This window comes from Acinetobacter sp. YH12046 (assembly GCF_013419905.1).
Lineage (GTDB): Bacteria > Pseudomonadota > Gammaproteobacteria > Pseudomonadales > Moraxellaceae > Acinetobacter.
The window spans coordinates 1-15014 of sequence record NZ_VOZF01000008.1 but is presented as its reverse complement, the minus strand read 5'-3'; the positions used below and the strand labels follow the sequence as shown (position 1 = coordinate 15014).

At 41.4% G+C, this 15014-nt stretch carries 12 protein-coding genes; 7 read left to right on the top strand and 5 right to left on the bottom strand.

Annotated elements, in window-relative coordinates; genetic code table 11:
* Positions 1-66: 66 nt before the first annotated feature.
* The 4 genes from FTU03_RS06850 (at position 67) to FTU03_RS06835 (ending at position 5211) form a co-directional block, all read left to right on the top strand.
* Entirely contained in the window at positions 67-1923 is a 1857-nt protein-coding gene (locus FTU03_RS06850) for an ABC transporter ATP-binding protein (protein ID WP_179992608.1), read from the top strand.
* 374 nt (positions 1924-2297) lie between these two features.
* A complete protein-coding gene (locus tag FTU03_RS06845) occupies positions 2298-3326 on the top strand; it encodes an AraC family transcriptional regulator (RefSeq protein ID WP_104426084.1) in 1029 nt (342 codons plus the stop codon).
* An 82-nt stretch (positions 3327-3408) separates the two neighbouring features.
* The gene (gene gcvH / locus FTU03_RS06840; RefSeq protein ID WP_104426083.1) at positions 3409-3783 is read left to right on the top strand and encodes a glycine cleavage system protein GcvH; all 375 of its coding nucleotides are present in this window, start codon (positions 3409-3411) and stop codon (positions 3781-3783) included.
* Between the two features lie 252 nt (positions 3784-4035).
* Positions 4036-5211 carry an MFS transporter gene (locus tag FTU03_RS06835; protein ID WP_179992609.1) on the top strand — a complete coding sequence of 392 codons (1176 nt, stop codon included), beginning with the start codon at positions 4036-4038 and terminating at the stop codon, positions 5209-5211.
* A 75-nt stretch (positions 5212-5286) separates the two neighbouring features.
* Here FTU03_RS06835 and FTU03_RS06830 read toward each other — a convergent pair whose 3' ends face one another.
* The 5 genes from FTU03_RS06830 to FTU03_RS06810 all read right to left on the bottom strand — a co-directional run bounded on the left by FTU03_RS06830 (position 5287) and on the right by FTU03_RS06810 (position 11777).
* Positions 5287-6483, bottom strand: coding sequence for a PilT/PilU family type 4a pilus ATPase (locus FTU03_RS06830; RefSeq protein ID WP_125278619.1), 1197 nt, complete (start codon positions 6481-6483; stop codon positions 5287-5289).
* Between the two features lie 403 nt (positions 6484-6886).
* Complete coding sequence (locus FTU03_RS06825; protein ID WP_179992610.1) at positions 6887-8065, bottom strand: PilT/PilU family type 4a pilus ATPase; 1179 nt, start codon at positions 8063-8065, stop codon at positions 6887-6889.
* 255 nt (positions 8066-8320) lie between these two features.
* Positions 8321-9370, bottom strand: a complete 1050-nt coding sequence (locus FTU03_RS06820; protein WP_179992611.1) for a 3-deoxy-7-phosphoheptulonate synthase — start codon at positions 9368-9370, stop codon at positions 8321-8323.
* A gap of 538 nt (positions 9371-9908) precedes the next feature.
* Positions 9909-10433, bottom strand: a complete 525-nt coding sequence (locus tag FTU03_RS06815) for a hypothetical protein (RefSeq protein ID WP_179992612.1) — start codon at positions 10431-10433, stop codon at positions 9909-9911.
* Between the two features lie 231 nt (positions 10434-10664).
* Entirely contained in the window at positions 10665-11777 is a 1113-nt protein-coding gene (locus tag FTU03_RS06810; RefSeq protein ID WP_166138145.1) for an S-(hydroxymethyl)glutathione dehydrogenase/class III alcohol dehydrogenase, read from the bottom strand.
* A 120-nt stretch (positions 11778-11897) separates the two neighbouring features.
* Between FTU03_RS06810 and FTU03_RS06805 the strand changes: the two genes are divergently transcribed.
* The 3 genes from FTU03_RS06805 (at position 11898) to FTU03_RS06795 (ending at position 14816) form a co-directional block, all read left to right on the top strand.
* A complete protein-coding gene (locus FTU03_RS06805) occupies positions 11898-13451 on the top strand; it encodes a phospholipase D family protein (RefSeq protein WP_179992613.1) in 1554 nt (517 codons plus the stop codon).
* Between the two features lie 263 nt (positions 13452-13714).
* Entirely contained in the window at positions 13715-14152 is a 438-nt protein-coding gene (locus FTU03_RS06800; protein WP_125278624.1) for a hypothetical protein, read from the top strand.
* Between the two features lie 172 nt (positions 14153-14324).
* Positions 14325-14816: a pyridoxamine 5'-phosphate oxidase family protein gene (locus tag FTU03_RS06795; RefSeq protein ID WP_179992614.1), complete on the top strand. Its 492-nt coding sequence runs from the start codon at positions 14325-14327 to the stop codon at positions 14814-14816.
* Positions 14817-15014 lie beyond the last annotated feature (198 nt).

The following is a 15014-nucleotide window of genomic DNA, read 5'->3' as shown; positions in this document are numbered from 1 at the left end:
TTCAGACTTCAAAAAGCAGAATCCTTTATAATCCTCGCAAAGAAAATACATGATAAGAGTACGTTAATGTTTCGATGGCTTGAACGGCTGGTAGACCCCTATCCCACCAAAAACCTGAATCAACCTTTACCCACCAGGTTTTTCCCCTTTGTCTGGCAAGCAGCTTATGGGGTACGCCGTTATTTGCTGATTCTAGTATTGTGTACCGCAGGTGCAGCCAGTTTTGAGGCCTTACTGTATTCAAAAATTGGTGATCTGGTGAACTGGTTGAGTCAAAGTCAGCCAGAGACTTTTTTAGATCAACATGCCAGCAACCTGACCTTATTGAGTATTATCTTGCTGGCCAATATCCTGTTTGCCAGTGCCCAGTCCCTGATCAAGCATCAGATTTTATACAGTAATTTCCCGATGCGTCTGCGTTGGCGCTTCCATAATTTATTGCTCAAACAGAGTTTGGACTTCTTCCATAATGATTTTGCCGGACGTTTATCGGCCAAAGTCATGCAAACGGCGCTGGCGATCCGGGAATTCTGGGTCATTTTGGGCGATATGTTGGCTTATGTGCTGATTTATTTCGTCACAATTAATATTGTTTTGGGTGCCATTTCACCCTTACTTATCTTGCCGCTTATGGTCTGGCTATTCTTGTTTATTTGTGCTGCTTGCTATTTCATTCCAAGATTAAGCAAAATTTCATCCTTACAAGCGGATGCGCGTGCAGTCATGACCGGACGTGTGACTGATGCCTATACCAATATTCAGACCGTAAAATTGTTTGCGCATGCGGGTCGTGAAAGCCAGTATGCCAAATCCTCTATGCAGGAATTTATGGTTACGGTGTATAAGCAAATGCGTCTGGGCGCTCAATACGAAATCAGCATTCTGATGCTGAGTGTTGTGCTATATGCAGGTGTGCTGGGTACTGCAATCTGGCTCTGGATGCAAGGTCAAGCGCAGCTCGGGATTATTGCAGCCACTACAGCGATGGTATTAAAGCTGAATAGTATTGCCGAGTTCATGATGTGGCAGACCTCTGCCCTGTTTGAAAATGTCGGTACCATTCAGGACGGGATGAAAACTCTAGGTCGTCGGATCAATATTCAAGACAAAGAAGATGCGAAAGAACTGGAGCTAAAACACGGTGAGATTAAATTTGATAATGTCACTTTTGCCTATAATGAAAAACCGGTCATTGACCAGTTTAATCTGACCATTCGCCCAGGTGAAAAAATCGGCATCGTGGGGCGTTCTGGAGCTGGTAAATCGACCCTGATTCAATTGCTATTGCATTTCTATCATCTGAATCAGGGCCGTATTCTGATTGATGATCAGGATATTGCCGATGTCACTCAGGACAGTTTGCGTAAAAATATTGCGCTGGTCACTCAGGATACGTCTTTGCTGCATCGTACCGTAGCTGAAAATATCAAATACGGTCGTCCGGATGCAACTGATGAAGAGATGTTTGAAGCTGTACGCAAGGCCAAAGCAGAAGAATTTATTCCGAATCTGACTGATTTGCGTGGCCGTAGAGGCTATGACGCCTATGTAGGTGAACGTGGCGTGAAGCTTTCTGGTGGACAGCGCCAACGTATTGCCATTTCCCGGGTATTCTTGAAAGATGCACCGATTCTGATTCTGGATGAAGCCACCAGTGCTCTGGATTCTGAGGTTGAAGCGGCTATTCAGAATAGTCTGGATGACTTGATGCAAGGCAAAACGGTTATTGCGATTGCGCATCGTCTTTCTACCATTGCGCAGATGGATCGTCTGATTGTGATGGATCAAGGTAAAATTGCCGAGCAAGGTACGCATGATGAACTGGTGGCCTTAAACGGAATCTATGCGCAGCTATGGCAGCGTCAAACCGGCGGGTTCTTGGTACAGCAACATGCCAAAACTGATAACTTACACGAAGCATAATCGCTCTATTCAGTAGTAGCTAAGCTCTACAACAGAAACCGAAGCATTCTATTTGAGTCACTTGAATAGCCATGCTTCGGTTTGCTTTTATGGGAATATCAACTATTCCACAAGCATTTTTAAATTCCAGATTATTCAAAAAACAGCCCTATTCTGAATTAATAGAAATCTGTAGGCTTAAAATTAAATCCCTAAAATATCTCTGGTTTACATTGATTTCCAACTTTAAGTTGAGCTACTCTGCTTGAAGTTGATTAAAATCTGCTTGTGGAAATTGCCACAGCTTTGTCCAACAATTTTTATCAAGAAAATGGCTTTTTCATGCCAATATGAAGTGAAAATAAAAAAATTTGAATGAGTGCAACGGATCGCGCATGAAAACAATAGCTCCACGCCAAGACCAAGGTATTCCAGGTGTATACGGTCTCTTGCTTCTCGATGTCATTTCCCGCTGGGGGTATAATAATGAGTCGCTTTTTAAGCCTTTTGGCCTGACCAGTGAACAGTTGGCAGATCCTGATTACCGTATTCCGACCCCTGTGGCCAATGAACTGGTCAAGCATGCCCTGAAGCTCACTGGTGAACCGACACTGGGTTATCACTTAGGTACCCAGATGCGGATTTCGATTCATGGCTTTATCGGTTATGCCATCATGACGGCGAATAATATTACCGAAGCTCTGGTGCTAGCGAACCGATTCATTCAGTTACGTTTACCCTTCCTGCAGCTATTTTTCTCGACCTTTGGCGCTAAGGCAACCGTACAGTTGCAAACTGATATTCAGCTGGAACCGCTTCGCACCGAAATTTCAATTGCCCTGATGATTGGCCTGATCAGTATGGCCAAAGCCATTACCGGGGTTAACGATGCAACCGGTGAAATCGACTTTGATTTCAAAAAACCGGAAGGTTTTGAGCGCTTCATGGCGAAATTTCCTACGCATCAGTTCCGTTTTGAACAGCCGCATTTAATTTTAAGCTTTGATAAAAGCTACCTGATGAACAAGTTGGTACACGCTGATCCGATTGCTAGCCAGATTGCGATTAACCAGTGTGAAGCTGAATTATCGGCACTTGGTGAACGGCACCGGATTGCCATGCGGGTACGGGATATTCTGACTCATTCCGAACAGCATTATCTGAGTATTGAAAGCGTAGCTGAACGGCTGCATATGTCGGATCGAACCTTAAAGCGTCAGTTGGCCGCTGAAGGTACTTCTTTCTCTACGCTAGTGGATGAAGTGCGCTACCGGCATGCCACTTCCTTATTATCCCGTACAGACTTTACTCTGGAGCAGATCGCTGATGAACTTGGCTATAGTGATGTGGCCAATTTTAGTCGGGCGTTTAAGCGCTGGAGTGGTCGTAGCCCGAGCAACTGGCGTAAAGATCCTTATTTATAAGCACGGATAAACCTTTTGTTTTGGCCAAAAAGAATGTATAAAACATATCAAAAATGATCTTAAGATTTTTAGGGAGTTATCAATGAATCATCCTTCAGAATTAAAGTACGCAAGTACGCATGAATGGGTACGCATTGAGGGTGATCTTGTTGTGACCGGTATTTCCGACCATGCACAGGATGCATTAGGTGATCTGGTTTATGTAGAAGCACCAGATCTTGACTCACATATTACTGCGGGCGAACAGGCTGGCGTGGTTGAATCAGTGAAAACTGCTTCTGATATTCATGCACCTGTCTCTGGTACAGTGGTTGAAATCAATGCTGCGCTTGAAGATGATCCTGACTTCATTAATGATGACCCGTATGGCAAAGGCTGGATCTATAAAATCAAACCGGACAATATGGCAGATGTAGAAAAGCTATTGTCTAATACAGAATATGAAGCTGGCCTATAAGCTACTTTGATTTAGTATGGAAAAATAAGAATCAGCCTGCGGGCTGATTTTTTTACGCATTGAAAACTTCGTATTTAAAGCTCACCATCAAATACAATGTATTTATATCGGAATTTTATTGTATTTTTCACACATTTTTCTTAAAGTCTTTGCTGTACCTGCTATCACTCGCATCAGATAGCTCAGGCTGCTTTATAAAAATAATATTCATGCTCATCGCAGCATTTCCCTATAGATCAATTTAGGAAAATTATGAAATCCAATCTATTGCCTTTATGGACCAAGCCTTTTGTGCTGTGTCTGGCCAATAACTTGTTTTTATTTATTTTCTATTTTGCACAAACCACGATTTTACCGATTTATATCCTGAAAGAATTAGGCGGAAACTTAGCCCAAGCTGGTCTGGCCATGACCTTGTTCATGATTTCAGCGATTGCTGTACGACCATTTAGTGGCCTAATTATTGAAAAATTGGGTATCCGTAAAACCCTGATTGTTTCTGGAATCTTTTTCAGTCTATTTTCCCTAGCCTACCTGCTTGCCGATCAGTTGACGACCTTATTTATCATCCGTTTTTTGCATGGGATCTGGTTTAGTATTTTGACTACCGTCTGTGTCCCTGTAGTAAATCAGTTTATTCCAGAACAGCGTAAAGGCGAAGGCATGGGCTATTACGTCATGTCAGTCAATCTGGGTATTGTTCTAGGACCATTGATTGGCTTAAGTCTGATTGAATACTGGTCTTATTTTCAGATCACAACGCTGCTTATTGCATTAGTTTTTATCGGATTTGCTTTCTGCTTAATGATTCCGGTCAAAGAGCCTGAGCACATCATTCAAACTATTCCTGAGAAAAAAGGACTGGTGTTGTCTGATGTTGTAGAAAAGAAAGCATTGCCTGTTGCTGTTCTGGCAGCTCTGATTTCTTTCTCTTATGCCAGCATCATGTCTTTTATTGCACCTTTTGCTGCCAGTAAAAACCTGATGGCTTATGCCAGTTTATTCTTTGTCGTATTCGCCATTTCCATGATGAGTTTACGTCCGATTACCGGAAAAATTTACGATCGCAAAGGTCCACAATATGTGATTTATCCTGCGCTACTCATCTTTAGCTTAGGACTCTTTTTACTCAGTCAGATTCAGACGTTGGGGGGATTCCTGCTGGCTGCGGTATTGATTGGTATCGGTTTTGGCAGCGCACAACCTTGCATTCAAACACTGGCCATTCAACGTGCACCGAAACACCGGATTGGTTATGCTACTTCGACCTTTTATACCTTCTATGATGTAGGAATTGCGGTCGGTTCGCTACTGATTGGGGCGCTTATTGCGACTTATAGTTATCAGTTCGCCTTTATTCTCTGTAGTTTACTCACCTTATGCAGTATTGTTTACTTTAAACTGGTCGTTCAAGTTAAGACTGCCTAATACAAGTTAATATCTAAATATAATAAAAAAACAGGCAGATGAACTGCCTGTTTTAATTCTGACACGAAGATGTATTTATTCAGATGCTGAAGTATTTTCCTGTTCTTTTTCTTCAGCTTTCGGTTCTTGCATCATCGTGAATTGTGTTGCTTCTCCAGCAGCAGGATTATCCTGGCGGTTGCTTTTCAGCTTGATCTGTAAACGTAATTCATTAGTCGAATCAGCATTACGCAATGCTTCCTCATAAGAAATCGCACCCTCGTTATACAGGTCAAATAAGGCCTGATCGAAAGTCTGCATGCCCAGTTCACGAGATTTGCCCATAATGGCTTTCAGCTCATGAAACTCACCTTTTAGAATCAGATCAGAAATCAAAGGTGTATTTAACATGATTTCAATTGCAGCCCGACGCCCTTTTCCATCCTGAGTACGAATCAGACGCTGGGAAATAATCGCCTTCATATTCGAAGATAAATCCATTAATAACTGATTACGGCGTTCTTCCGGGAAGAAGTTAATAATCCGGTCCAAAGTCTGGTTAGCATTATTGGAATGCAGTGTACCCAGACATAAATGTCCGGTTTCAGCAAAGGCAATTGCGTGTTCCATGGTTTCGGTATCCCGAATCTCACCGATCAGAATTACATCGGGGGCCTGACGCAAGGTATTTTTCAGCGCATTGTGCCAGGAATGGCAATCGACTCCAACTTCACGGTGAGTAATCATGGATTTCTTGTGTTTATGTACATATTCCACCGGATCTTCCACGGTAATGATATGCCCCGCCGAATTTTCATTGCGGTAGTCAATCATCGCTGCCAGAGAGGTCGATTTACCTGAACCCGTTCCTCCTACAACCAGTACCAGACCGCGTTTTTCCATAATCACGTGTTTCAATGATTCTGGTAATTTCAGTTTCTGGAAATTTGGAATTTCTGCCGTAATGGTCCGGATTACCATCCCGACCTGAAGCTGTTGTACAAAAACATTTACCCGGAAGCGCGATACACCCGGTACAGTAATCGCGAAGTTACATTCTAGTTCAGCTTCAAACTCTTGACGCTGTTTATCATTCATCAAGCTATAAGCAAACAGTTTGGTTTTTTCAGCAGTAAGAATTTGTTGTCCAAAGGGCTTCATTAAGCCCTGATGTTTAATACTCGGTGGAAAATCTGCGGTAATAAATAAGTCTGAGCCCCCATATTCCACTACTTTGGTCAGCATGTGATGCATGAATTTTTTTGCTTCGTCCAACAGTTCTGCCGTGAACATTCTCTTCCCCTGGAAATACACAATTACATGAATTTAAATGCTTGATTCATGCCAATATCATTTGATTTTTATTGTGCAGCGTTTTTTTTAAAGCCTCAAACAGATTTGATTTATAAAGAAAATATTTTTTAAAATTTATATGATGTAGTTCAATTAAATATCAATTAAGTAGACATATATTGCCTTTTAAAACCTATTTCATTTTAAAAGAATATTACAATGAAAAAGATCATATTCAGGATAAATGCAAGACGGTGAAACTGAATTCACCAGGCAAGTAAGGATAAAATTAAAAAATTAGATAGGTGGCCTAAAACTGCCTTGCTTAAAAGCCACCATTAAAGAAGATTTATGACTCAGTTCTATTGAACTGAATAGTAGTCTGTTTATTAAAAAGCCAAGATTAATCAGGAGAAAGTGCACGCGATCTGGACTGTTCCAGAAGTGAAATCTGTGCATTTTCTGCCTGTAAAACAGGATTAATACGACTGCTCTTCAGCTTGATTTGCAAACGTAATTCATTGCTGGAGTCTGCATTACGCAAGGCTTCTTCATAAGAAATAATGCCTTGGTTATATAAATCAAATAATGCCTGATCAAAGGTTTGCATGCCCAGTTCCCGCGAACGAGCCATAATCGTTTTAAGTTCATGGAATTCACCTTTACGAATCAGGTCAGAAACTAAAGGAGTATTTTGCAGAATTTCTACCGCAGCCCGACGACCTTTACCATCTTCAGTGCGAATTAGCCGCTGAGAAATCACGGCTTTGATATTAGCTGATAAATCTAGCAGTAACTGATTACGGCGTTCTTCTGGAAAGAAGTTAATAATCCGGTCCAGTGCCTGATCGGCATTATTAGAATGGAGTGTTGCAAGACATAAATGGCCAGATTCAGCAAAGGCAATTGCATGCTCCATACTGTCTGTATCCCTGATTTCGCCAATCACGATAACGTCAGGTGCCTGCCGCATGGTATTAATCAGTGCATTGTGCCAGGAAACGCAATCTACACCAATTTCACGCTGGGTGATCATCGAGTTTTTATGCTGATAGACATATTCCACCGGGTCTTCGATCGTAATAATATGCCCTTCAGTATGCGTATTACGATAATCAATCATGGCTGCCAATGTAGTCGATTTCCCGACACCCGTTGCACCAACTACCAGCACCAAACCACGTTTCTGCATGATGACCTGTTGCAATGAAGCTGGTAAGCCTAACTGCTCAAAGCTTGGAATATCTGTCGTAATGATTCGAATCACCATGCCTACATTGTGCTGTTGCTGAAAGACATTAACCCGGAAGCGCGACACGCCCGGGATGCTAATACTAAAATTGCATTCCATCACCGATTCAAATTCCTGAATCTGTCGCTCATTCATCAAGGCATAAGCAAACAAACGGGTCTTATCGGCTGTGAGTTTCTGCTGACCAAATGGTTTCATCAACCCCTGCTGTTTGATACTGGGCGGGAAATCAGCTGTAATAAAAAGGTCGGAACTACCATATTCCACGACTTTGGTCAGCATATGGTGCATAAATTTACGTGCTTCATCGAGTAATTCAGTTGTATACATAGCAAGCTTCCCGGGATCATTACTCATCCGCTGTTTAAAAACAGTATCAGGCTGACCTCTAATAAATTATTGTTATTGTTTATTTTTTTAAATTAATTATTTTTTATGAATTTTTTAAAATCGTTTTAATACTCATTGTTTTAATTTTCAAAATATCGAATTGTTGCTTTCAGCATTTAGAAAAATACTTCTGAACAACCATATCCGATCATAATATCTTTCCTCAACGAATTGAGGAAAGATAAGATCGTGAGTTTAAGCGCTACGCTTTAAACTTTCGCATCGCAGTGAATCAGCCATATTTAACAATAATTGCTCGGTTTTTGTCCAGCCCAGACATCCATCAGTCACTGACTGGCCGTAAACCATATCTTCAGAGATTTTCTGATTGCCATCGACCAGATGACTTTCGAGCATTACACCCCGCACATTGCTGTGCAAACGTTCAGCGACGATTTGCTCCAGCACTTCAGGTTGTAGCATTGGGTTTTTTGAACTATTACCATGACTGCAATCAATAACCAGGGCCGGCAAATCGGTTGAGTGTTTCGCTTTAATTTTTTCAATTTCAGACAACTGGTAGTTCGGACCACTATTTGAACCACGCAGGATCAAATGTGCTTTTGGATTCCCTTTTGAGCTCAGGATACACGGCAGACCCGATTGGCTCATGCCCATGAACTGATGTGGATTGGAAGCTGACTGAATAGCATCAAGAGCAATTTGAATCGAACCATCTGTCCCATTTTTGAAACCGATGCTGTACGGCATATGGCTGGAAATTTCACGGTGAATTTGTGATTCACTGGTACGCGCGCCAATCGCACCCCAGGCCAATAGATCATCGAAATACGCTGTCGCCATTGGACTTAAGATCTCTGAGGCAATCGGCAGGCCCATGCCAATCAGTTTTAGGTACAGTGCACGAGATTTTTCCAGACCCAATTGAATATTGGATGAGCCATCGAGTTCTGGGTCATACAGGAAGCCTTTCCAGCCTACGGTGGTACGTGGTTTTTCAATATAAGCCCGCATAACCAGGAAAATTTGATCAGAAACCTGTTCCTGAAGCTGTTTTAATTTTTCTGCATATTCCAGTGCGGAAGCTTCATCATGAATGGAACATGGTCCGGTAATCACCATTAAACGGTGATCTTTACCCTCTAAAATATTTTGAATAATTTGACGCTGTTCAGCGACTTGTACAGCCAATTGCGGAGACAGTGGCAATTGCTGCTTAAGCTGCTGTGGTAAAGCTAAAATGGTTTCTGTTTGATGTTGTTGTGATGTATGTGCAATATTCATGACTTTAAATCCTGGGACTGGCAATCAGTCCAAACTTTTATTTGAGCGTTATGGGTCTAATCGAAGATGTCGAAAGCGTCATTAGCTGGCTAAAGTAAGACCAATAAAAGTTGCTAAAGTATGAATAGTTAAAGTTTGTCATGGCTGTCTCCAAAAAATTGTTAAATCACATGCATAAAAAAACCTGATCAGGGTTGCCGATCAGGTATTAACTGGTGGGCAACCTTTTCATTGCCCAAACGCATTCAGGCAATTATCTAAACTGCCAGAAATAAAAATAAGCGTTTGAAATGATAGGTTGCTTTAACATGTTTATGTCTTTCATAAAAATGTGAATCTGAAATTAAAATACGCGTTCTATCCAGTTTTGACAAGTAGTAAATATAAAAAAATATTTATCAGTATTTATACTTTTACTTATCGCCCTAGAATTCTAACCTTTCAGATATTAATAATGGACAAAGTCGTGACGGTCAGCAGACTTTGCCCATTTCCTTAAAACCAAGAGCATATTAGATCTTGGTTTTGGCATTTGCAATTAACGGGTTACGCGATTCCAGGCATCACGTACTGCAAATTTTGCCTGTTCCCAGTTCAAGCGTGACTGGCCTTTTGCCTGCTCCCATTTTACTTTCAGATCGCTTTCTACATCTTCAAAACGGGTATTGGCATCATATGCTCCACGGTTTTCATAACCGACACGATAGGCCGCATCATAGTCACGATCGTAATCTAAATCGCTATACGTGGTACGGGCATCTGAATAATAAGGGGTTTCAACAGCATTATCTCGCCAGAAAGCTGCTTCTTCAGTCGGGTTCACAGCTTCGCCTACGCCTTTACCTGCGAGACCACCGACCACTGCCCCAACAACACCGCCTACTGCTGCACCGACCGGACCGCCTGCTGCACCGACTGCTGCACCTGCAGCTGCACCACCGGCGGCACCTACGCCTGTGCCAATAGGATGTGCACCTGGCTCGCAGCTAATTGGATCGGCGTTTAAATCATCACGGACATCTTTAGGAGAATTTTTAATACGATCAAATCTATCATTCGACATAGAGCTTATCCTTATTCTTTAAAATGATTCTTAAACATGGTTTTAATCGCGTCTATCGATACGCTTCTATTCACTATAAGCATCTGGCATGTAATGACCTTAGAAGCCTTGTGTTTTTTAGGTAAAGCTCTGTGGTGCTTTGATAGGCAAATGTATCTGATATACCTTAATTATTAAAATAAAAAGGCCGGTGTTCACCGGCCTTTATGAAGTTTAAATCGCTAAATCATCTTAATCAAAATGAATCACGCTACGGATCGACTTGCCTTCATGCATCAAATCAAAGGCTTCATTGATCTGTTCTAATGGCATCGTATGTGTCACAAATGGTTCTAATTGAATTTCGCCTTTCATGGCCTGCTCAACCATGCCCGGTAATTGAGAACGACCTTTAACACCACCAAATGCCGTACCCATCCATTTACGACCAGTCACTAACTGGAATGGACGAGTCGAGATTTCTTTACCTGCACCTGCTACGCCAATAATCACAGACTGACCCCAGCCACGGTGTGCACATTCTAGTGCTGAACGCATTACGTCGACATTACCAATACATTCAAAAGAGTGGTCTACGCCCCAACCGGTCATTTCCACAATCACTTGCTGAATTGGCTTGTCATAGTCTTTTGGATTCACAAAATCAGTAGCGCCAAACTGTTTAGCCAGTTCGAATTTATCTGGATTGGTATCCACGGCAATAATACGGCCGGCTTTGGCCTGGCGAGCACCTTGTACAACTGCAAGACCAATACCGCCTAAGCCAAATACAGCGACGCTATCGCCTTCCTGTACTTTAGCAGTGTTATGTACTGCACCAATACCTGTAGTCACGCCACAGCCTAATAAACACACTTGCTCATGGTTAGCTTCAGGGTTAATTTTCGCCAGAGAAACTTCTGCAACGACTGTATATTCAGAGAACGTTGAACAGCCCATATAATGATAAATCGGCTGGCCATTATAAGAAAAACGGGTAGTTCCATCTGGCATTACACCTTTACCCTGAGTCGCACGAACCGCTACACACAGGTTGGTCTTACCCGATTTACAGAACAGACATTCACCACATTCTGCTGTGTAAAGTGGAATCACATGATCACCCGGTTTCAGACTCGTCACGCCTTCACCTACCTCAACGACCACACCCGCGCCTTCATGGCCTAAAATGGCTGGAAATACGCCTTCCGGATCATCACCAGACAAGGTAAATGCATCGGTATGACATACGCCAGTATGGCTAATTTTTACCAGTACTTCACCTGCTTTTGGTGGAGCAACATCTACTTCCACAATTTCTAATGGCTGACCTGGGCCAAATGCAACCGCTGCACGTGATTTCATGTAAAACGATCCTTTTATTACTGATTTACAGATGGTTAACAGTAACCTCTTTCTATTCGGAGATTCAACCATTAACATCACAAGTTGAGGAATAAAACCCCTATAACTAATGGAACATCAATGACTAAGCCCTCGTCAATTACATGTTTAAGTATTTTTGTTTTTAGCCTGACTATTTCTGGCTGTGAATTAGCTCCCAATACAGCAAAAGAAGAAGCTATTACTCCAGTACAATCGACCCACTGGATCAGAGAGGAACAACTGCCACAGATTCAGGAAGGGAAAATGGCTTATCTGCCTTTATATGACGGTTTTATGAGTATGGCGGCAAGGTTATATCTGATTAATCAAGCCAAATACCATCTCGACCTGCAATATTACATCTGGAAAGATGACTATATTGGCAACATGATCCTCTCCCAATTATTAAAAGCCGCAGACCGTGGCGTGAAGGTTCGGGTTCAGATTGATGACCAGAACGGAACTCAACTGGATGATAAGCTGCTGGCCTTAGCCCAGCATCCCAATTTCGAAGTCCGACTATTTAATCCTTATAAATTCCGTCAATTGCGTGCCCTAGATTACGGATTTCGTATGAAATATGTTAATCCGCGCATGCATAACAAACTGATTATTGCGGATGGTACGGCAGCGGTCACGGGTGGTCGGAATATCAGTAGTGAATATTTTGATGCTAGTGAGGATTTTCAGTTTAGCGATGTCGATATTTTCTTTGCCGGGAAACCAGCCCACGATGCGAATCAGACCTTTATCAAATTCTGGAACGATGATCTGAGCTATGATATCCGACAAGTTCTAAATGATTCGGGTAATCCACAACTTTTAAAACGACTAAGAACTGAATTTAAAGAAGATGAAGTCGATAAAAATGAATTGAAACGCCGAGTCGGTATTGCTGAACAGCAGATTGATGAGCAGTTGAGAAAGCGCCCAATCAAATGGGGAAATGCCTATTTTGTTGCCGATGCCCCTTCCAAGGTCCGTCGTAGCGCCCAGAATGGCGATTATATTTATACCCATATGCTGGAACTTATGGGTGAACCCAAAGATCATCTGGAACTGGTTTCTTCTTATTTCATTCCTACTCAGGAAGGTGCGGATTATTTAAGTAAACGTGCCCAACAGGGTGTCAAAATCAGAATTTTAACCAATTCGTTCCAGGCAAATGATGTCGCTTTGGTTCATGCCTATTATCAGCAATACCGTAAACAGCTGCTCAAGAATGGGATCGAGCTCTGGGAATTCAAACCTTATATTGAACGACCAAAACGGACCTGGTATGAAATTATGACCGGTAATATTATTCCGGCCAAAAATAAGAACAGCTCCAGTCTACATGCCAAATTCTTTGATCTGGATGGCATGGTATTTATCGGTTCCTTTAACTTTGATCCACGCTCTGCCTATTTAAACACTGAAGTCGGTCTGGTGATTGAATCAGATCAACTCCAAGATGAAATTACCAAGTCCTTAAACCAGTATTTACCCAGAATGGCTTATCAACTGAAGTTAGATAAAGAGGGTGAGATCATTTGGCTGGAACACCAAAAAAATGGTTCAGTCATTCAGCATAATCATGACCCTGAAACGACACAGTTCCAGCGTTATATGATGAATCTGGCAACAAAATTCCCGGGAGAATGGTTAATGTAATGACAGATACATTGCAATCAAATTACATTTAATGTGATTTTTCCTTAATTGATAGTTGGCTTTGGATATTTTAAATCTTTATTGATGATAAGCTGAACAATATAAAATTGACTAAATCTCTAAATCGGGTTTTTATACTTATATTTTTCAGCTTATTTCTTATATATTAATCAGATCAATACCTACAAAGGTTTTACCTATTCCGTTGATTGCTCTAAAATTACACTTTTCCAGTATTTTGCGAATTTTCGCTTTCCACTCCCATGCAATTTTTTGATTTAAGTCGTCAGTTTAAACTCAGTGATATTCTCACCCCTGTTAAGACCTTGCAGGATCTGTCTCAACAAGAATGGTTTTTAGCCAAAATACGGGTTGAACATGACTGCCTGTCTGATTCGGACTTGGTCGAAGGTCAGGTCGTACTTAAATCTAATCAGAATATCCAGGTCGAACTGGAATGGCTGATTCAGGATACCGGTTATGAATTACAGGTGCTATTCAAAGGTGTTGAAACCGAAGCTTCTGAAGAAACACTGGTGATGGTTAAAGGCGCGCAACTGGTCGATGAACAACAGCAACTGATTTCTGCACAAGCTTTAAGTTTATGGATTGACGGGACATTACTCCCGATGTTGCCGAATATCCGCAAAGAAATTAAAGCGCGCTTAAACCTGTGGGATTATGTGGAATATGATGGTTAATTCATTTTTCCATTTCTAAAATTTGAAAGAGCCATATCGGCTCTTTTTCGTTTACAGGGAATTTACCTAATATATTTAATTGGTTAAATTGCCCTTGCCTGAATATTTTTATGGCAATGCCTATTTTAGACATACAGATTAAGCTTGATTAAAATAATAAAGAGAAAACATCATGATTTCCCCTTCTGAATGGCAAAATATCCGTCAAGTTGTTGCAGATGCGCAGCGTGCAGCAATGCATTGTTCGATCGCAACCGTCAATCCCCGAGGCTTTCCTAGTATTACTCCGATCGGAACTGTCTTTCTGGATCAGCAGTCTAGTACAGGTTTCTTTTTTGATACTTACTCCACCATCTTCTCTGAAAATTTACAGCATCAGCCACTTGCCTGCATTCAGGCTGTGAATAGCAGCAAACTGTTCTGGTTAAGTTCCATGTTCAAGGGAAAATTTAAGCATTATCCCGGTGTACGTTTATATGCAGAGATTGGCTCTTTACGTCCTGCAACAGCGGAAGAGATTGAGAAAGTTGAATCTCGTATCTCTACATTAAAATGGAGTAAAGGTAGCAAACTGATCTGGTCCAGCTTTCATCATGTTCGGGATATTAAAGTTAAGGATTATCGCTGGGTCGAATATCCCAATATGCAGGTAGAAAATACTTAAATACTTTCTAAAAATAAGCTTATTTCATAAATATACTTAATATTTATATTTATTCATAACTCAAATTAGACGTAAGCGTCCGCTGAACACACCTTATGAATTCATCCTATAAGCCTTAATTTAGTCCCCACTTAAAAACAAGTGGGGACTAAAATTTATGACTACAAATCATCAGACATCCATCGCATCTCTTGCGAA